This is a genomic window from Streptomyces sp. NBC_01176, assembly GCF_045039825.1.
Taxonomy (GTDB): domain Bacteria; phylum Actinomycetota; class Actinomycetes; order Streptomycetales; family Streptomycetaceae; genus Streptomyces.
This window is the reverse complement of the sequence record NZ_CP108600.1, coordinates 5,318,988-5,337,142: the sequence shown is the minus strand read 5'-3', so window position 1 is coordinate 5,337,142 and position 18,155 is coordinate 5,318,988. Positions and strand designations below refer to the sequence as shown.

The window sequence follows — 18,155 nt, the reverse complement described above, 5'->3', positions numbered from 1 at the left end:
GCAGACACGGCGTCGCGTCCGGCCGCCTACTCTCGTACGCATGACAGCCCGCGCCGCGTCCCGCCCCGTGGGAACGGTGACGCGCGGGACCACGAACCCCAACCGCCTGCGCCGGATGGACCGCTGGATCGCGGCCACCCACGGCGCCGAACTGCGCCGGAGCCCCGGCCCGGTGGCGGTCGACCTCGGTTACGGGGCGGCCCCCTGGACCGCGGTCGAGCTGCTGACGCGCCTGCGCACGGCCGCCCCGCGCACCCGCGTGGTGGGCGTGGAGATCGACCCCGCCAGGGTCGCGGCGGCACGGCCGTACGAGCGGGAGGGGCTCACCTTCCGGCACGGCGGCTTCGAGGTCCCGGTCGAGGGCAGACCGACACTCATCCGGGCGGCGAACGTACTGCGCCAGTACGACGAGGAGCAGGTCGCCGCCGTCTGGGAGCGCCTGTGCGCGCGGCTGGCGCCGGCGGGGCCGGGTTCCTCGGGCGGTCTGCTCGTCGAGGGCACCTGCGACGAGATCGGCCGCCGGCACGTCTGGGTCGCGCTCGGCCCCGAGGGCCCTCGCACGGTCACCTTCGCCACCCGGCTGGGATCGCTGGACCGCCCCTCGGACCTCGCCGAGCGCCTGCCGAAGGCCCTGATCCACCGCAACGTCCCGGGCGAGCCCGTCCACGCGTTCCTGCGCGACTTCGACCGCGCCTGGGCGGCCGCCGCGCCCTACGCCTCGTACGGCGCGCGACAGCGCTGGATCCGCACGGTCCGCGACCTGGCGGCCGACTGGCCCGTGACCGACGCGATAGCGCGCTGGCGCCAGGGTGAGGTCACGGTGGGCTGGGAGGCCCTGGCGCCGGGGGTGTGACGACCGGAGGTGTGACCCCGGTCCGGTGCGCGGGCGCGCTTCGGCGAACGGCCGCGGACCTCACCCGCCCGTACCACTCACGGAACGAACTCCATGAGTGGTTCGTCACACAGGCCGGGAGATCGTCTTGCGGAAGCGCGGCGGAGGGAAGGGAGTTCTTGCCCGCCTCTGTCGCGTTGCGCGCCGACATGGCACGATCCCCCAGGCGTCCATAAGTTACTGACGGTAAATCAGTTTGGGGGCGGAGCAATGGGATCCGGCAAGCGGAGCCTGACCACGGCGGCCATGGTCGTGGCGTGCGCCTGCGCGGTGCTGTCGGCACCGGGCGTGGCGTACGCGAGCCCGACACCGGGCCCCACACGGACACCCACCCCGTCGGGCAGTACGGCCGGCGCGAGCGGTGCGGGCGGTGCGGCCGCCCAGGATCCCCAGGCGATCCGCAAGAAGAAGGATCTCCAGGCGATCCGCGAGAAGCTGGACGATCTCTACCACGACGCGGCGGTCGCCACGGACGCCTACAACGCCGCCGAGGAGAAGGCCCGCCAGCAGTCCGCCCAGATCGTCGACCTGGCCCAGGACATCGTCAAGGGCCAGGAGAAGCTCGACCGGTTGAAGGACCTGGCGGGCGCCGCGGCCCGGGCGCAGTACCGGGGCGGCGGCCTGCCCCCCGAGGCGCAGCTCTGGCTGAGCAGGAACCCCCAGGAGTACCTGGACGGCGCGGGCAGGGTCCGCCAGGGCGAGCACGCCACCAAGGGTCTGCTCGCCGAGATGGCCCGCACACAGCAGGACTTGGAGCAGTACGCGAAGGACGCCTCCGCCCAGTGGCAGAAGCTGGAGGCCAACCGCGAGGCCAAGGCCGAGGCGCAGAAGAAGATCAAGAAGCAGATCGCCGCCGCCGAGAAGCTGCAGTCCCAGCTCCAGAAGGAGGAGAAGGAGCGGCTGGCGAAGCTGGAGGAGGAGGCCGCCCACAAGGCGCAGACGGCCTGGCTGAGCTCCGGCGTCCTGGCGGAGATCAACGGCAAGGCGTCCGCGCAGGGCAAGAAGGCCGTGCAGTACGCCACCGACCAGATCGGCAAGCCGTACGTGTGGGGCGCCGAGGGCCCGAAGTCGTACGACTGCTCGGGGCTGACCTCCCAGGCCTGGATCTCCGCGGGCCACGGCATTCCGCGCACCTCGCAGGAACAGTGGAAGCAGCTCACCCACGTCGACATCAAGGACATGCGCCCCGGCGACCTGATCATCTACTTCGACGACGCCAGCCATGTCGCGATGTACATCGGGGACGGCGCGATCGTGCACGCGCCCCGGCCGGGGCGGACGGTGACCGTCGCGGGCGCGGGATCGATGCCGATACTGGGGGTCGTACGGCCGGACGCGTGAGGCGTTGGGCGCGGGCCAGACGCATCGGGCGTGACCGTCCGGTGACCGGGCCCCGCACGCCACCCGCCCCGTCGTGACCCACCGCACGTGACCTGCCCCACGGGGGCGTATGCCTCCCCCACCCGGGGACGTGACGTTCGTCATCTTCGGCGACCCGGCATCCTGTCCAAGTGCGGTACAGGATGCGGCATATGACGGTGGCCGATTGCCGGACGCCCCGCCGCGCACCATTCCCCCGCGGCGTCCGCTACCGCTATGGTCCCCGTCGGTGGGTCGAGGACCTTCGCCCCACCACGCCCTCGGGGGGAGGGAAGGAACAGACGATGCCCGTACCCATACCGCGGCAGAGAGCGATCCCGGCCGTGGAAAGTGGTCAGGCTTCAGCCGCGTCCTCACCCGGCGGCCCATCCGGAGAGTCAACCGGCGGCCCCGCCGGACACGCGACTGGCGGCCCGGCCGAAGCCCTGCCGGCGCCCCGCGCCGCGACCCCGGTCGCCACCAACCTGACCCTGCTCGTCATCGAGGACGACCCGGCCGGTTCGCTGAGCGTGCCCGAAATGCTCGACGCGGCCGGCAAGCCGATCCGTATCCGTACCGCCCGCAACCTCACCGAGGCCGAGCGGCTGCTCACCGACGACGTCCACTGCATCCTGCTCGACCTCGCGCTGCCGGCGCCGGGCCGGGCGGCCGACTCGGACGACGAGCTGGCCACGCTCAAGCACGTTCTGCGGCTCGCGCCCCGGCATGCCGTGCTCGCGCTCACCGCGTCGGGTGACGCCGAACGCGGCACCGAAGCGGTACGCGTCGGCGCCCAGGACTATCTGTTCCGCGACGAGCTGGACGGCCGGCTGCTGAGCCGCGCGATCCGGTACGCGGTGGAGCGGAAACGTTCCGACAGGGCCGAGCGACGGCTCACCGAGTCCAGGCTGCGTGCCCAGGAGAACGCGCGCCTGGAACGCGGTCTGCTGCCGACCCCTCTCCTGGAGGGCTCCTCGCTGCGGTTCGCCGCGCGCTACCGCCCCGGTCGGTCCCGGGCCCTGCTCGGCGGCGACTTCTACGACACGGTCCGTACGGCCGACGGCACGGTGCACGCCATGATCGGCGACGTCTGCGGGCACGGACCCGACGAGGCGGCGCTCGGCGTGGAGTTGCGCATCGCCTGGCGGGCGCTGACGTTCGCGGGGATGTGCGGTGACGAGCTGCTCTCGACGCTCCAGCAGGTGCTGGAGCACGAACGGGAGAACGACGAGATCTTCGCGACGATGTGCACGGTGGACATCGCGCCGGACGGCCGCCGTGCCGGGCTCTGCCTGGCCGGTCACCCGTCCCCGCTGATAGCGCGCCCCGGCCGCCCGGCCGAACTGCTGCCGTACGAGAACGGCGGCCCGGCGCTCGGTCTGCTGCCCGGCGCCCGCTGGCCGCGCCAGCAGGTGGAGCTGGGCGGCGAGTGGAGTCTGATGCTCTACACGGACGGTCTGATCGAGGGCCGTGTCGGCGAGGGCAACCAGCGGCTGGGCCAGGACGGCATGGTGGACATGGTCCGCCGTCAGCTCGCCGAGGGCCTGGAGGGCGAGCAGCTGCTGCGGGCCGCCGTCAGCGAGGTGCGCGAACTCAACGGCGGAGAGCTCACGGACGACGTCGCGGTGCTGTTGCTCGACCGCACGCCCTAGCGTCGTACGCCCACCGGAGTGCCGTGTTCGTCGGCCGGACCACCGGGCCCGGCCGACGAAGCGGCGTACCTGTCCGACGACGCGGCGTACCTGTCCGACGGAGCGCACGGAGCGGTGCGATCACCGAGCCGGTCAAGGGCCGCGGCGGCTGCGCGAGGTGGTCAACGACCGCCGTTGTACGGACCGTAGGGGCCGTCGCTGCTGCTTCCACCGCGGCGGCCGCCTCCGGAGACCTGGCGGAGCGCGGGGCGTACGTCCACGAAGAAGACGATCGTGGCGACCAGGCCCGCGATCTGCAGGAAGATCATCGGGACCAGCAGGTTCACGGCCACCGTGATGCCCAGGATGATCAGCCAGAACATCTTGCTCTGCTTGTCCGCCGCGCGGTACGCGTCATCGCGGGCGATCGCGGCCATCCCCAGTGCCACCACGGCGAGCACCAGAATGGCCAGGAAGATCAGCGACATGAAGCCGCCGAATGCCGTCAACAGCACTATGCCCACCGCCCGGGTCGAATCATCTCTACGGTCACCGTACCCGGAGAACGGGCCGGGAACTCTGAGAGTGCCCGGCCCGTCCCCGCATCCCTACGCCGTTCGCCCACCACATCCGTCGGCGGGCTCGCGGCAGTCGCTCACTTCGCGGGCGGAGTCGTCTTCTTGGCGACGGGCTTGCGCAGCGGGGCCTTCTTCGGCGCGGTCTTCTTGGCCGCGGCCGGCTCCGCGGCGGCCGCGGCCGGCTTCGGCTCCTGCTTGACCTGGGCGGACTGCGCCTCCGGCTCGACGGCCACGGCCAGCTCCTCGATGCCGTCGGCCGCCTCACCGCGCCAGGTCCGCACGGTCTGCTCGCCGTGCTCGGCGACCTTCTCGTACGTCTCCCGGGCCTTCACGGCGTACTCGGCGGCGACGCCGACACCGCGCAGGGCGAGGTCCTGGGCGGACTCACCGAGCTTCTTGAGGTCGGTGTCGAGGGTGCTGATGAAGCCCGTCACCCGGGTCTGGATCGTCTCCTGCGCCTCCTTGGCACGGGAGGCGGCCTTCTCCTGGACGGTGTTCGCGTCCATGTTCTTCACGGTCTCGATGCGCGCCGGGGCCTCGGCGCGGATCTGCTCCACGATGCCGGGGACCTTCCGGGCCTGCTGGACGGCCAGGTCGGCGGTGCCGGCCAGGAAGTACAGCGGGGTCGGGTCCGTGGCGGCCTTGCGGATGTCGTCGGTGATGGCCATGGCGATGATCCTCCCGGAGTCGCTTTCAGCTGAGGGTTTGGGTGGTCCGCGGCGAACCTGCCGGTCTGCACCGGTGGCGGCGGCACTGCCGTCGCCGGTACGGGTCAACCGGCGGTCTGCTGCGGATCGGCATCGCTTCCGCCGGCCGTGCGGGGGCCGCGGACCGCGGTGTCCGGCGAGTGCCGGGTGTCCGATATGTTCCGTACCGGGTCCTGCACCGTCTCCTGGACCACGTCTTCGGCCATGTCCTGTGCCTGGCCCTGGACCATGTCCGGCGTGATCTCGAATCCGTTCTCCTTGCGGAAGGACTCGTAGATCTGGAGCAGTACCTGCTTCTGCCGCTCGTTCAGCGTGGGATCGGCGAGGATGACGGCACGTGTCTCCACCTCGTCCCGGTCCCGCTCGGCGTCGAGGATGCCGGCCCGCACGTACAGCGTCTCGGCGGAGATCCGCAGCGCCTTGGCGACCTGCTGCAGCACCTCCGCGCTCGGCTTGCGCAGCCCGCGCTCGATCTGGCTCAGATACGGATTGGACACCCCGGCGGCGTCGGCGAGCTGCCGCAGGGACAGCTGCGCGTTGCGCCGCTGATCGCGCAGATACTCACCGAGATTGCCGACGTTGAGCGATGCCATGGCTCCACCTTGCCGCACCTCCGCTAACAATTGCAAGCACCCGCTTGCAAAAGTGCGCTGTGCCACGCCGAAATCCCCCCGGTCGGACGCACGCGCCGGGCCTGGGCCCGCGCTGTGCCCCTCGCCGTGCATCTCGGCGACGGCACCCGCCGACGGACCGCGGCCGCGCGCGGCGGGTACATCCCCGCGCTCGGCCCTCCGCTCTCGTGCTCGTCTTCCACTCACGGGCCGGGACGAAACTCGACAGGACGGCGTCGGCGTGATCACCGCGCAGGGGCGCCCGGCGGCCGGACGACCTCGAAAGCACACCCTCGCCGGCAGGCCCCACCCGACGACCGGCCGCACCTGACAACAGGCCGCGCTCGACAGCAGCAGCGTTCGACAGCAGCAGCGTTCGATGACCGATCGCGTTCCCCGCGACGAATACGCGGGCCGGGCGGCGCGAATTTCGACGACTGACGCGGTGGACGACTGACGGCGGTAATGGACAGCGGCCGAAAGTGGCTGACCGGAGAGGGCCGAGTGGCCGGGAATTACCGGCCCGCGCATTGCCTCGCAGGCACCTCGGCACTACCGTTGCGGCCATGACTGCCGGGTCGGCCTCGTGCCGTGAGCGAGTGGGTTGCCCGGCCTCCGAGTGAGGCCGGGGCGGTGCAGGGCACCGCCCACTCCTTTTCTCCGCGCACTCCGGGATACGGAGTATCGCGCGCCTTCCTCTCCCCTTGATTTTCCGTAACGCGGGCTTCGCGTGCCCTCGCACGCGCACGGTGCCGCGGCGATTCCCCCTGCCCGAAAACTGCCCGAAGACAGCAGAAAGCAGAGCATGCCCAACGCCTTCAACCAGCAGATCATCGATGAATTCCGCGCCCGTCACGGGAAAGTCGGCGGCCCTTTCGAAGGAGCCCGGCTGCTCCTTCTGACCACCACCGGGACGCGCACCGGAACCCCGCACACCACCCCCCTCGGCTACTACCCCGACGGCGGCGGCCGGGTCCTCGTCATCGCCTCGGCCGGGGGAGCGCCGAGACACCCGGACTGGTTCCGCAACCTCGTCGCCGACCCGCGCGTACGCGTCGAGAGCGGCGTCTTCACGTACGACGCGCGGGCCGTCGTCCTGGAGGGCGCCGAGCGTGACCGGCTCTTCGCCCGCGCGGTGGAGGCCGACCCGGGGTGGGCGACGTACCAGGCGAAGACGGACCGCGTGATCCCCGTCGTCGCGCTCCAGGAGATCGCCCAGGACGGGCCGCCGCGCGTGAACGCCGGTTCCGTGAGCGAGGCCCTGAAGGCCGTCCACGACGCCTTCCGGCGCGAACTCGCCCTGATCCGGGCCGAGTTCATGACCTCGGGTCCCTCCCTGGGTGCCCAGCTCCGCGTCAACTGCCTCACCCTCTGCCAGGGCCTGCACCAGCACCACACCGGCGAGGACATCGGACTCTTCCGTGCCCTCGCCGACCGGCACCCCGAACACGCGCCACTGCTGGACCGGTTGCGCGACCAGCACGGGCGGATCGCCGTGCTGACCGGGGAACTGCGCCGGGTCGTCGGCGAGCAGCACGCCGACCCGGCCCTCGTACTCCCCGAGGTGGTACGCCTCACCGAAGCGCTCGAAGCCCATCTCGGCTACGAGGAGGACCAGCTGATCCCGATTCTGGACGCGGCGAGCGCCCGCTGAGTCGACGGTCGGCGGTCTCGTCGAGCGGGACGAGGCCGCCGGCCGGCCACCTTGCCCGCCTGTACGAGCGGTTCACCCATGACGCCGTCGGCCGTCCTGCCCGGCCCGTCGGACATCCGCCGTCCCCTCCCCCGTGGCGAAGCCCGGCGGCAGGTCAGAGGTCCGCGGAGACCTCGGCTGTCCGTCGGGCTCCATGGTGTCCGTGCGGCAGCGCACGGGCGAGATGGGGGTTCGCCGTCCCTCTGCCCGGAAGCCCCAGCACCGCGGTCGCGTCGGCCAGGGTCATCGCGTACGAGTCGACCGCCCGGCGGACGTTCGGTGTGTCCAGGCTGTCGCCGGTCACCAGGCGGTCGAGGTCCACGTACGCGGAGCGGACGACCTCCATCCACCGGTAGACACGCCAGTCCTCGCGCCAGCCCTTCGTGCAGTCCTCCGGCAGCACACGAGCCCAGCGGGAGAACAGGCGCTCCCGGATCTCGGGGCGCGTGGGAGTGAGGTGCATGTGCCGCACCAGGTCGTACAGGGGGTCGCCGACAACCGCCATCTCCCAGTCGATGAGGACCAGTTCGCCCTGCCCGCCGCGCACCAGGTTCCACGGGTTGAGATCTCCGTGCAGGAGCACGGGCCGACGTGGGACCAGCGTGTGGCGGTCGAGGATCTCGCCGAGCCGGTGTCCGTCCGGGAGTCCGAGTTCCCGCATCAGGTCCCGGGTCGGCTTGGGCAGTCCGTTCACCATGTGGACCAGTTCGTCGCGGAGTCCGGGGTAGAGATCCAACCCGTCCGCGTCCTGAGCCAGCTGCTCACAGTCCACGGACGTCAGGGCCCGGAGCTGGTCCACGAGATCGTCCGCCTCGTACGGCCGCAGACCGTCCACGGGGTGATCCGGTGGTCTGAACGGGTCCGCCGGCCCTTCGTACGAGTGGATGGTGAACTGTTCCTTCAGGCCGCTGGTGCCCAGGGCCAGCACGCGCGGGGCACGCACGGGCACGTTCGACCGCTCGATGGCTCCGAGGACGGCGTGCTCGTTGAGGAACCGGCGCTCCCGGGCGTTCGCCGTGCCGATCTTCCGGCGGACCATGACGGGAAGGGGCACGCCCGTCACCCGTACCGCCGTGTTGAGATGAGCCGTCCCCTTGAACACCCGGTCCGCGGAGGCGGCCCCCTCCTCGAACAGCGCCTCGCTCACGACCGCCGAGGTGAATGCCCCCTGCTCGGGGACTCGGGGGTCGCGTTCCCAGACGATCCGTGAACGCGACCCGCGCCGTTCGTGCTGGCCTCCGTGGGACTCGTGCCACCGGAAGAGAACGCGCTCGATCGCGGCCTCGTCCGGCACGCCCGCGAGTCGCAGAGGTGCCTCGGCCGCCAGCAGGGCCCGGTGCACCGCACCGGACGCGGCGTCCCGTTCCTGCTGGGTGGCGGAGTCACCGAGCGACATGGCGGCCCGGATCACGTCCGGGTACACCGACTGGGCACGCTCGAAGGCGACGTAGTGTCCGAGGTCGCGGTCGAGCCCGTGCACGGCCGCGGGGCGCCGTCGGCCCATCGCCTCACGCCATGCCTCGATCACCTCGGGCCACTGGTAGTCGGGGTACCGCATCCGCACCAGGTGCGTGGCGAGGTCGTGCAACGGGTCGCCGTAGGTCGCCAGTTCCCAGTCGACACAGGTCAGAGGCGGCCCGCCGCCGTCGGGGACGATCACGTTGTGCCGGTGCAGGTCGGTGTGGAGCAGGCTGAAGGGGCGGCCGGCCAGCGCCGGCACCCTCTCGGCGAAGCGCACCATCGCGTCCTCGGGAACACCCAGCATCGCGAACAGGCCGCCGAACTCTGCCCAGTTGCGCTCTCTGATCTGCTCCTCGGCCGCGAACGCCAACGCCCGCAGAAAGGCTCTGCTGTCCCGGTTGGAGTGCGGCCAGGACGGGGGCAGCGGAGGAAGGTGCTGTCTGCGCACCCGCGTCATGTCCGCGAGGAGATCCGCGAGTGCGGTGATCAGGCCGGAGTCCAGTGGCTTGCCGTCGGGGCAGACGCGCGACAGCGGCACGCCCGCCACGTGGCTCAGGATGGTCAGATCACGGTGCTTGACCAGGCAGCGCGGAACGTGCGGCAGTACGCCGCAGATGGTGTTGAGGATCTCCGCCTCGTCCCGCCAGGTCCTGATGACCACGGGGAGCGCCGAGGGGATACGTTCCCGCACCGTCACCGGTGCGCCGTCGTCGCACACCACCAGTCGGGAGTCACGCTCCGTGAGCGGCCGCACCATGTAGTTCAGGTTGTGGTGACCCCGGCCGAACGATCCGCATGCCTTGGCGTACCGCACGAAGTCGCGGTACGCCGTGTCCGCCGCCTCTTCCAGGGCCGGTGGGCCGGGCGGGCCGGGCATCGGCGGAACGCCCACGGGTCACTCCTGAATGGCTGTGCGTGATCGCCGATGTTCATGCATCGCGACGAGGGTGGACACACAGTAGTGCCCGCCCACGGCCGTGGACGGGGAAACGCCCTGTACTTGAGGAAGAGTTCTAGTTCCAGGAGGCACCACGTGGGGGGCCGGTGGATTCCCTGCCGTCTCAGGACGGTCGCGCGAGGAGATTCCGGCAGGTATCGAACCAGGCGTACCCGCTCTCCACGAACACCGGCCCGCGGGAGTCGGGATCACCCTCGCCGTTGACGTGGCGGGTGGGTGTCGGTCCCGGGCCGAGCACGTCGATGGCGTCCCCTCGGTCGCGTCGTCGATGAGGATCGAGCGTTCCACCACCACGTACGGCCCGGGCAAGGCCTCGACGCCCTCCCATCGAGCGGTCGCCGTTCGACGGCCGGCCGGGAGAGCGCCCCGGACGTGACACCGCTCGACACCCGCCGCGACCCCGTCAGTCCTGCCCCCGAAGCACCCGCAGCACCGGCTCCAGCGAAGCCACCACGTTCTCGGCGCCCGCGTCGCGCAGCAGCTTCTCCTGGTAGGCGTTGCGTGCGTAACCGAGGAAGGGGACGCCGGCCTGTCGGGCGGCCTCGTGATCGGAGGGGGTGTCGCCGATCATCAGGGCGGCGGAGGGGGCCGCGCCCATGGCGTTCAGTGCGCGATTGAGGCAGTGCGGGTGCGGTTTGAGATGGTTCAGGTCCTGCGTGCGGCCGTAGAGGTTGCGGGTGAAGCAGTCGGTGAGGCCACGGCTTTCGAGATAGCCCGAGACCGTACGGGCCGAGTTGTTGGTGGCGATGGCCAGCCGCACGCCCACCGCGCTCCAGGTCCGGATCAGCGGATCCGCGTACGGGGTCGGCCAGGCGGAGGCCACCGCCTTCAGTTCCTGCTGGGTGAGGCGTTCCTCCAGTTCGGTCACCAGGTCGCTGTGCGGATGGTGCCGGTGGACGGCGTACAGGACGACCATCGGATCCGGATGGCTCTGTTCCTCCTCCGTCAGCAGCCCCCGCATGCCCTGGTGTTCGAGCCACTCCACCAGGTCCTTCGCCACGTTCTCCGCCAGGTGCCCCGCGAACAGCCGGCAGATCGGCCCGTCGAAGTCGAAGAGCACGAAGCGAGCCCGTTCGATCACTTCTCGCAGGTTCTCGGTCTCCGCTGTCACCGGTTCGGTCTGCCTCGTATCAGAAGTCACTAGGAGAGTGTCAGGTCCGTGGTGATGGTTTCCCAGAGGGCGTCGAACCACTTCTGCGATTGCTCCACGAACGCGGCGTCCCGCATACCGGACCGCTTCTCGAAGGAGAAGAGGAGGGAGTCCGATCCCACGGCGTCGTACATGTCCAGCGTCACGTCGGCCATCTCCTCCTCCCGCCGCGTGACCATGTAGTACGCGAGCAGGGCCTCGGCCTCGTTGAGAAGGTACAGCTTCACGGGCGGCGTGAAGGGCAGGGCCCGGAACGTCACCCGTACGTCGACACCGTGCGAGGAGCGCAGGGCGCGCAGGTTGTGCTGGAGGACGTGGACCTGGGCGTTGCGCTGGGTCAGCCAGCGACCGTGGACCGGGTCGTCGTCCGCGCCGCTGTCGACGGAGACCGGGAAGGCCAGGTTGATGTCCCGGGACGGGAGCAGGATGCGGACGTCGATCGACTCGGGGCGCAGGCGGCCCTCATGGATCAGGCGGACCGGTTCGCCGAGCGCCAGCATGAGCGTCTCGGCGGTCAGACAGGCCGCGTCGATCCGGACGTGCGGCGCCGAGAACGCCTGGGCCAGGCGGGGCGCCAGGCCGACCATCGTCGTCTGGGGCTCGCCCTGTGCCGGGGCCCGCTCCGCGATCCGTGGCGGGCTGCCCTTGCTGACGTTGCTGAGCAGACCGTCGTCCTGAAGGGCGCGCAGGGCCTGCCGGACGGTCCCCCGCTCGACACCGAACTCCTCCGCCAGCTCGGCCTGCGTGGGCAGACGGTCTCCCGCCCTGAGGTCTCCGGCCCGGATCCGATCCCTCAGGACGTCGGCGATCTCCTGCGGCGAAAGCCTTCTGCTGCCGTTCACTGCAACGTTCTCCTGGGTCACGACCAAACGTTACAACTCCCATCCATCTACGGGGAGTTGTTTCAAAGTTGTTTATGACTGGCGGCCAAGTGGGGACAACCTAAGCAGAGTTGGCAGCCAACTTATCCAAGTTGGCGGAAGTTTTGCCTCCCCCACCGAGCCAGGTGCCCCAGCTCCCCGGACTCACCCCCGCACACCCCAGAGGAACCACCACGCCACAGTAGAAGCAGGAGAACCGACCATGCCCGCCATCGCCCTTCTCTCCGCCCTCTTCGTCGTCGGCTTCGACCAGTTCGTCCAGTGGCAGTACGGCACGACCGGCGTCGTCGGACTGCTGCTGCTCACCATCGGGGTCAAGGCGAAGAGCCCCACCTGCAGCTCCATCGGGGCGGTCGTCCTCGCCCTGCTGGTGGCCGGCCCCGCCCTGTGAGCCCCGGCCGGGAGACGGTCAGCCCGAAAGCAGCAGCTCCGAGCTGATGGTCTCCCACAGCGCGTCGAACCAGAGATGGGACTGCTCCACGAACGTGGTGTCCCGCAGCCCGGCTCCGTGCGCGAACGGGAACAGCATCGACTGGGTGCCCTGGACGTCGTACATCTCCAGGTACTCGTGGTCGACCTCCTCCTCGCGCCTGGCCAGGGTGTAGTACGCGAAGAGCGCCTCTACCCCGTTGAGCAGGTACAGCTTCACGGGCGGGGTGAAAGGCAGCGCGCGGAAGGTGACGTTGACGTCGATGCCGTGCGTGGCGCGCAGGGCGAGCAGGTTGTGGCGCAGCACCTGGCCCTGGGCGTTGCGGTTGGTGAGCCAGCCGCGCTGGAGCCGTTCCGAGGCCGAAGCGTCCACCGGGGCCGGGAAGGCCAGGTCGATGTCACTGCTGGGGAGCAGTACGCGGACGTCCACCCTGGCTGGTTTTATGCGGCCCGCGTGAATTTGCCGGAGGGGCTCGCCCATGGCAAGGGTGAGCGAGATCGAGGTCAGGCACAGCGCGTCGATCTGCACGTGCCGGGCCCCGAAGGCGGCCGTGATCCGACCGCCCAGCGCCACCGTGGTGGGCTGCGGTGAGGCTTCCGGGCCGGTCAGGGCCCGTCCCAGGGTGTCGGCGACGGTGGCCGGGCTCCCCTTGGACATGTTGACGAGCAGGTGCTCCGACTGCAGGATGCGCAGCGCCTGACGGACGGCCCCGCGCTCGACGCCGAACTCGTCGGCGAGCTTGGCCTGGGTGGGCATGCGCTGGCCCGGCCGCAGCTTGCCGGACCTGATCCGGCTCCGCAGTTCGTCGGCCACTTCACGGTGTGACCTCTGTGGCCGTGGTGACCTGTTCCGCCCATTGGCGGCGGCGTGTTCCGGCTCCACGACCAAACACTACAACTTCGCGCCATCTTTGGGCAGTTGAAGGATAGGTGGTTATGAGTCGACCCAACGCGGAGATAACCATGAGTGAGTTGGTTGCCAACTTCAGCAACATGGTCAAACTTTCCGAGGGGTTGGCCGCCGGAGTCGTCCAAGCGCACGTTCGGTCGACCAGGTGGACGGTCCCCAGCGGGGTCCGCCTCGCCGTCCCGAAGGAGGGACCGTCATGCCGCTCATCGCCCTCGCCGTCGCCGCCCTCGCCATCGGATTCGAACAGATCATCCAGTGGAGGTACGGGCCGATGGGCCTCATCGCCTTCGCCGTGCTGACCGTCGGCCTCAAGGCCAAGAACACCACCCTCAGCGGCATCGGGGCCGTGATCCTCGTCCTGCTGCTCTCCCAGTCCGGCTGATCGGGCACCACCGTCCGGCAGTCCGGCTGACCGGGCTCTCCTCCGGAGGGGAGCCGGGAGCCCGGTCGGTCCGTACGACGCACCACCGCACGACGAACAACCACCACAACCGCAGTGCTACGGAGCACACCCCAACAACCCCAACAACCCCAACCACAAGGAGCAAGGAAGCCGCGGCCACAGGGAGGAGCAGGAGTCGGGCCGGTAGAACCAGGGACTCAGAAGATGTCCGGGCACCACGGTCGCCTGGACGTGCGGAGCAGGGCGTCGGCCACGGAGGCGGCGCCCTCTCGTTCTTCCCGCACCCGCCCGAGCGCGGCCAGCCGCACCGCCGACGCCTCGCCGAGCCACAGCGCCGACAGCTCGCGTACGTCCAGCGTGAGGTCGGCGGCCTGCCCGGTCGGGGCGCACACGGCCCCGTCCGGACCCACGTCCAGCCGGTAGCGTCCGGCGGACAGTCCGTCCCCGTCGGTGACGTCCAGGACGAGGGTTCCCGAGCCCGCGTACGTGCGCGCCTCCATGGCGCGTACGACATCCAGGATCCGCACCCACAGCCAGTCCGCCTGGCTGGTGATCCGGGCGGCGCGTGGGTCCGGCAGGAGGTCCGGCAGCAGGTCGTCCGGGGCGCGCCAGCCGGTTTTGACCTGGGTGATCCAGTCGATCGAGCAGAGGTACTGCCACAGGGCGCGCTCGGCGGCGGGGGTCACCCCGATCAGCCATTTCACGGTGGCCGTGTTCAGCGGCTGCTTCGCGTCGCCCCAGTTGTCGTCCGACTCGTAGGCGACCAGTCCCTCCGCCTCGCCGTCCGCCGAGCGGTACACGGCGTAGAACGGCTCCGTCCACGCGACGCCGCCCGGCTTCAGCGCGCCGGTGTTCACCTGCCACCAGCGCTCCGCACGGCTGACCACGCCCGGCTGGGTGCGGCTGAGCCGGGCGTGCAGCTCCGGGCCTGTCTTGCGCACCTCCTCGCCGTCCACCAGGTCGATACGGCCGCCGTCGGCCGGGCCCGACCAGCGGCGGTCGAGGCCGGTCCGGGGGACGTCGACGGTCCACTGGGCGGCGGTGGTGGCGGGTCCGAAGCCGTACCGCCCGTAGATCGGGTACTCCGCGGCGATCAGCGTGGCGACCACGTCGCCCCGCTCCTTCGCGGCCGTGAGGGCGGTGCCCATCATCCGGGTGAGGAGGCCGCGGCGGCGGTGGGTGGCGGTGACGGAGACGTTCGTGATCGCTTCGGCGGGGACGTGGGCGCCGCCCACGGCGGTGAGCTGCTGCGGGAACGAGCGGAAGGTCGCGACGCATCGGCCGGCGTCGAAGGCGCCGAGTGTGCGGGGCAGGTGCATGTACGAGCCGCGGTCGGCGGTCTCCTGCTCGGAGACGGCCGGGGAGCGCAGGAATCCCGTGTTCAGCGCGCGGATCCAGTCCGGGATCTCGGTCTCGGTGATCGGTCGTACGTCTATTCCATCGCGGCGGCTCATGAGGGCACGCTAGGTGTACGCGCCCGAGGCTGTCGCGGGGTTTTTCGCCCCCGCCGCCCCTACCCGGCCCATCCCGTTCCTGGGGGCTGCCGCCCCCAGACCCCGCCAGGGGCGCTGCGCCCCCTGGACCCCCGCTTCGCCCGAAGGGCTCGTCCTCAATCGCCGGACGGGCTGGATATGCGGGCCCGCGCTGGATTGTTCCGTCCCGGGCGTCGGCCCTTTCAGCGCGGGCCCGCCCTATCAGCCCGTCCGGCGATTGAGGACGAGGCCGTTCAGGCCGAAGCGGGGGTCTGGGGGCGGCAGCCCCCAGGAACGGGATGGGTCGGGTAGGGGCGGCGGGGGCGAAGAAACCCCGTCTTGGTCAGAACGTGGCGCGGACCTCGCCGACCTCTCCGCTCCCGCCCATCAGCGGAGCGTGTCCGATCCGCGCCAGGACCGGCGCGTCCAGGCCCAGACGGGTCAGCGTGCGGGCCAGGACGGGACCCAACGCCCGGCCACCACCGTCGTCGATCTTGAAGGCGAAGGCCCGGCCGTCGGGAAGGGCCACCGCCTGGACGGCCTCCGCACCCATCTTGGACAGCACCCCGGGCACCTCCCGCATCAGCCACGTGTCGGGCCGCCGCGTACCGGCGACGTACTCGGGATGGGTCCGCATCGCGTCGGCCACCCGCCGCTCCGCGGAACCCGGCGCGGCGGCGACGAAGGAGCGGAACGCCCGCGCCAGCCCGGTGAGGGTGAGGGCCATCAACGGCGCCCCGCACCCGTCCGTGCCGACCGCGGCCACCGGCTCCCCCGCCGCCTCCTCGACCACGGTGTGGATGAGCTGCTGCAGAGGGTGGCCGGGGTCGAGGTAGGACTCCAGCGGCCAGCCCCGCTGCGCGCACACGGCGAGCATCGCCGCGTGCTTGCCGGAGCAGTTCATGGTGACCCGGTCGCGCACACCGCCGGCGGCGAGATAGGTCTCCGCCTCCACCGGATCCAGCGGCAGGTCCGGCGGGCACTGCAACAGCCCGGCGCTCAGCCCGTGCTCGTCCAGCATCTTCCGCACGAGATCCAGGTGGAAGGTCTCCCCGGAGTGGCTGGCGGCGGCGAGGGCCAGCCGTTCACCGGTCAGGTCGAGGCCGGCCCGCAGTACCCCGGCCGCCTGCATCGGTTTGTTCGACGAACGCGGAAAGACGGGTGTGTCCGCGTCGCCGAGCGCCCATTCGACGGACCCGTCCGCGGCCAGCACCACCAGGCTGCCCCGATGGTGCCCCTCGACGAATCCCGAACGGACGACCTCGGCCAGAACGGGAAGGTCCGGAGACGTCCGGACCGACCGGGGCGCCCGGAGTGCCTGGAGTGCGGGGAGGGCCTCACCGGCCGCGCCCTCCGGGTGGACCGGCGGGACCGAGGGGGACGACGGAGGTATGGAGGGGTCTGCGGGGGCGGCGGACATCGGCGGTGACCTTCCGGGACGGGACCCGCGCGTGATCGGACCGGGACGCCGCACCGGGGAGGTCCCGGATGCCGCCGGCCGAGCGCCACGACCGCGTGCCGGGCCGTTCCCGGTGCGGTCGCAGCGACCACCGCACACCCCCGGGATCGCCGGGGGCCACCGCGTCACATGAGCAGGTCGTCTACTTGTGCTTCCCCATCACGGTACCTGCGGGCGATCTCGGCGCTGCAATCGTCGGCCGTCCGCTGCAGGCGCTGGCGGCGCCGGGAGACCTGCTGCTCGTAGCGCACCAGCCGTCCCATTCCCTCGACCAGCTCTTCGTCCGTACGGGCCTCCAGGTCCGACAGCTCCACCTCGGAGAGCATGTCGGAGGCGAGCCGGCGGTACTCCTCGCCGTGCGGTGTGCCCACCGTCACATGGCGGGCCGAGGATCGGTGCCGGGCCGGCGCGTCCGTCAGGATCTCCGGGAGCCGGTCGACGACCGAGGGCTCCCCCGCCGCCCCGCGCCCCACGGCCGACGAGGCCGAGGACGACGAGGTCGTGGACGCGGTCGATCCTCCCGGTCCTCCCTCGGTCGCACCCGAGCCCGACTCCGCGGCAGGCGCCCGCAACCCACCTCGCCGCGCCAGCTCCGCCCGCAGGATGTCGATACGGCCCTGGAGGAGCCGTCGCACATAGCTGAGATCGGCCTCGTCGCGCTGGGCGTCGCGCCGCAGGGTCCGCAGTTCGGGCAGCCGCAGCAGGGTCAGATCGGGCTGGGGCGAGTCCGGGGGCAGCGGGCTGTCGGTGCGCTGCGCGGGAGGGCGGTGGGCTCCCGCGCGACCGCCTCCCGCCCGCGGATTCGTCCGGGTCAACGACACGGCTCCGGGCGGCTGCCCGATACTCGGTGTGCTCATCTGCCTCTTCCGTCCCCTCAACCGGCGCGGTCCACCCCACGGTTGCACCGCAACACACGCATCGTGCCACCCCAAGTGGCCGCTATGTGACCGAGTGCCCCTGATCAGACCTAGATGGGGGGTTAAGGACAAAAAAAGAAACCCCAAAGGGCGCCACAAGGACCTCGGAGGACTTCGCCGGGACCCTTCCGAACGGTCTTCGCCGCACACGGCATGATGGTCACATGCGTGCGGTGGTGCAGAGGGTGGACGGGGCGAGCGTCGTCGTGGACGGCGAGACGGTCGGGGCGATCGACGGTGAGGGGCTGTGCGTGCTCGTCGGCGTCACGCACGACGACACCAAGGAGAAGGCGGCCCAACTGGCCCGCAAACTCTGGTCGATCCGCATGCTGGCCGACGAGAGGTCGTGCAGCGACATCGACGCACCGCTGCTCGTGATCAGCCAGTTCACGCTGTACGGCGACGCCCGCAAGGGGCGCCGCCCCACCTGGAACGCGGCGGCCCCCGGCGATGTCGCCGAGCCCCTCGTCGACGAGGTCGTCGCCCAGCTCCGCGCACTGGGCGCGACGGTGGCCACGGGCCGTTTCGGCGCCCGGATGCGCGTCTCCCTGACGAACGACGGCCCGTTCACCGTCGTCATCGACATGTGACGACCGCCGACTGTCGACGGGTGGCGGGTGCCGACCGTCGACGGGCGGTGGGTG

The 18,155-nt window shown here is 71.0% G+C and carries 17 protein-coding genes; 7 read left to right on the top strand and 10 right to left on the bottom strand.

The window, feature by feature from the left end; all coding sequences use genetic code 11:
• The first annotated feature begins 40 nt into the window (after window positions 1–40).
• From OG199_RS23050 to OG199_RS23040, 3 genes are all read left to right on the top strand, one after another.
• Window positions 41–853: a class I SAM-dependent methyltransferase gene (locus OG199_RS23050; protein ID WP_356807547.1), complete on the top strand. Its 813-nt coding sequence runs from the start codon at window positions 41–43 to the stop codon at window positions 851–853.
• Window positions 854–1,102: 249 nt separating this feature from the next.
• Window positions 1,103–2,233, top strand: a complete 1,131-nt coding sequence (locus OG199_RS23045) for an NlpC/P60 family protein (RefSeq protein ID WP_401800201.1) — start codon at window positions 1,103–1,105, stop codon at window positions 2,231–2,233.
• Window positions 2,234–2,556: 323 nt separating this feature from the next.
• Entirely contained in the window at window positions 2,557–3,903 is a 1,347-nt protein-coding gene (locus OG199_RS23040) for a PP2C family protein-serine/threonine phosphatase (protein ID WP_405831047.1), read from the top strand.
• Between the two features lie 161 nt (window positions 3,904–4,064).
• Here OG199_RS23040 and OG199_RS23035 read toward each other — a convergent pair whose 3' ends face one another.
• From OG199_RS23035 to OG199_RS23025, 3 genes are all read right to left on the bottom strand, one after another.
• Complete coding sequence (locus OG199_RS23035) at window positions 4,065–4,397, bottom strand: DUF2516 family protein (RefSeq protein WP_356807112.1); 333 nt, start codon at window positions 4,395–4,397, stop codon at window positions 4,065–4,067.
• 140 nt (window positions 4,398–4,537) lie between these two features.
• A complete protein-coding gene (locus tag OG199_RS23030) occupies window positions 4,538–5,128 on the bottom strand; it encodes a hypothetical protein (RefSeq protein ID WP_356807106.1) in 591 nt (196 codons plus the stop codon).
• Window positions 5,129–5,232: 104 nt separating this feature from the next.
• Window positions 5,233–5,760, bottom strand: a complete 528-nt coding sequence (locus OG199_RS23025) for a helix-turn-helix transcriptional regulator (protein ID WP_356807104.1) — start codon at window positions 5,758–5,760, stop codon at window positions 5,233–5,235.
• Window positions 5,761–6,583: 823 nt separating this feature from the next.
• Here OG199_RS23025 and OG199_RS23020 point away from each other — a divergent pair.
• Window positions 6,584–7,432, top strand: a complete 849-nt coding sequence (locus tag OG199_RS23020; RefSeq protein WP_405831044.1) for a nitroreductase/quinone reductase family protein — start codon at window positions 6,584–6,586, stop codon at window positions 7,430–7,432.
• Between the two features lie 154 nt (window positions 7,433–7,586).
• Here the strand turns inward: OG199_RS23020 and OG199_RS23015 are convergent, their stop codons facing one another.
• From OG199_RS23015 to OG199_RS23005, 3 genes are all read right to left on the bottom strand, one after another.
• Window positions 7,587–9,824: a phosphotransferase family protein gene (locus tag OG199_RS23015; protein ID WP_405831042.1), complete on the bottom strand. Its 2,238-nt coding sequence runs from the start codon at window positions 9,822–9,824 to the stop codon at window positions 7,587–7,589.
• 469 nt (window positions 9,825–10,293) lie between these two features.
• Window positions 10,294–11,031: an HAD family hydrolase gene (locus tag OG199_RS23010; RefSeq protein ID WP_405831040.1), complete on the bottom strand. Its 738-nt coding sequence runs from the start codon at window positions 11,029–11,031 to the stop codon at window positions 10,294–10,296.
• The gene (locus OG199_RS23005) at window positions 11,031–11,909 is read right to left on the bottom strand and encodes a winged helix-turn-helix domain-containing protein (RefSeq protein ID WP_356807098.1); all 879 of its coding nucleotides are present in this window, start codon (window positions 11,907–11,909) and stop codon (window positions 11,031–11,033) included. The genes OG199_RS23010 and OG199_RS23005 overlap by 1 nt, the downstream gene beginning before the upstream one ends.
• A 214-nt stretch (window positions 11,910–12,123) precedes the next feature.
• Between OG199_RS23005 and OG199_RS23000 the strand changes: the two genes are divergently transcribed.
• Window positions 12,124–12,312, top strand: coding sequence for a hypothetical protein (locus OG199_RS23000; protein ID WP_148009080.1), 189 nt, complete (start codon window positions 12,124–12,126; stop codon window positions 12,310–12,312).
• Between the two features lie 18 nt (window positions 12,313–12,330).
• On the opposite strand, the gene OG199_RS22995 is transcribed toward OG199_RS23000, so the two are convergent.
• Window positions 12,331–13,239, bottom strand: coding sequence for a winged helix-turn-helix domain-containing protein (locus tag OG199_RS22995; protein WP_405831038.1), 909 nt, complete (start codon window positions 13,237–13,239; stop codon window positions 12,331–12,333).
• 217 nt (window positions 13,240–13,456) lie between these two features.
• Here OG199_RS22995 and OG199_RS22990 point away from each other — a divergent pair, with 217 nt between their 5' ends.
• Complete coding sequence (locus OG199_RS22990) at window positions 13,457–13,642, top strand: hypothetical protein (protein WP_356807094.1); 186 nt, start codon at window positions 13,457–13,459, stop codon at window positions 13,640–13,642.
• A 218-nt stretch (window positions 13,643–13,860) separates the two neighbouring features.
• Here the strand turns inward: OG199_RS22990 and OG199_RS22985 are convergent, their stop codons facing one another.
• The 3 genes from OG199_RS22985 to OG199_RS22975 form a co-directional block, all read right to left on the bottom strand.
• Window positions 13,861–15,117, bottom strand: coding sequence for a GNAT family N-acetyltransferase (locus OG199_RS22985; protein ID WP_405831036.1), 1,257 nt, complete (start codon window positions 15,115–15,117; stop codon window positions 13,861–13,863).
• 361 nt (window positions 15,118–15,478) lie between these two features.
• A complete protein-coding gene (locus OG199_RS22980) occupies window positions 15,479–16,555 on the bottom strand; it encodes an asparaginase (RefSeq protein ID WP_405831034.1) in 1,077 nt (358 codons plus the stop codon).
• 164 nt (window positions 16,556–16,719) lie between these two features.
• On the bottom strand, window positions 16,720–17,451 hold the full coding sequence (locus tag OG199_RS22975; RefSeq protein WP_356799907.1) for an AmfC protein: 732 nt from the start codon (window positions 17,449–17,451) through the stop codon (window positions 16,720–16,722).
• A 224-nt stretch (window positions 17,452–17,675) separates the two neighbouring features.
• On the opposite strand from OG199_RS22975, the gene dtd reads away from it, so the two are divergent.
• Window positions 17,676–18,101, top strand: coding sequence for a D-aminoacyl-tRNA deacylase (gene dtd, locus OG199_RS22970; RefSeq protein WP_356799909.1), 426 nt, complete (start codon window positions 17,676–17,678; stop codon window positions 18,099–18,101).
• Window positions 18,102–18,155 lie beyond the last annotated feature (54 nt).

Bases quoted from the DNA above. Each gene is read 5' to 3' on its own strand.
- OG199_RS22990 (WP_356807094.1), top strand. From the start codon at position 13,457: ATGCCGCTCATCGCCCTCGCCGTCGCCGCCCTCGCCATCGGATTCGAA.
- OG199_RS22985 (WP_405831036.1), bottom strand. From the start codon at position 15,117: ATGAGCCGCCGCGATGGAATAGACGTACGACCGATCACCGAGACCGAG.
- OG199_RS23045 (WP_401800201.1), top strand. From the start codon at position 1,103: ATGGGATCCGGCAAGCGGAGCCTGACCACGGCGGCCATGGTCGTGGCG.
- OG199_RS22980 (WP_405831034.1), bottom strand. From the start codon at position 16,555: ATGTCCGCCGCCCCCGCAGACCCCTCCATACCTCCGTCGTCCCCCTCG.
- OG199_RS22975 (WP_356799907.1), bottom strand. From the start codon at position 17,451: ATGAGCACACCGAGTATCGGGCAGCCGCCCGGAGCCGTGTCGTTGACC.
- OG199_RS23050 (WP_356807547.1), top strand. From the start codon at position 41: ATGACAGCCCGCGCCGCGTCCCGCCCCGTGGGAACGGTGACGCGCGGG.
- dtd (WP_356799909.1), top strand. From the start codon at position 17,676: ATGCGTGCGGTGGTGCAGAGGGTGGACGGGGCGAGCGTCGTCGTGGAC.
- OG199_RS23020 (WP_405831044.1), top strand. From the start codon at position 6,584: ATGCCCAACGCCTTCAACCAGCAGATCATCGATGAATTCCGCGCCCGT.
- OG199_RS23030 (WP_356807106.1), bottom strand. From the start codon at position 5,128: ATGGCCATCACCGACGACATCCGCAAGGCCGCCACGGACCCGACCCCG.
- OG199_RS23000 (WP_148009080.1), top strand. From the start codon at position 12,124: ATGCCCGCCATCGCCCTTCTCTCCGCCCTCTTCGTCGTCGGCTTCGAC.
- OG199_RS23025 (WP_356807104.1), bottom strand. From the start codon at position 5,760: ATGGCATCGCTCAACGTCGGCAATCTCGGTGAGTATCTGCGCGATCAG.
- OG199_RS23040 (WP_405831047.1), top strand. From the start codon at position 2,557: ATGCCCGTACCCATACCGCGGCAGAGAGCGATCCCGGCCGTGGAAAGT.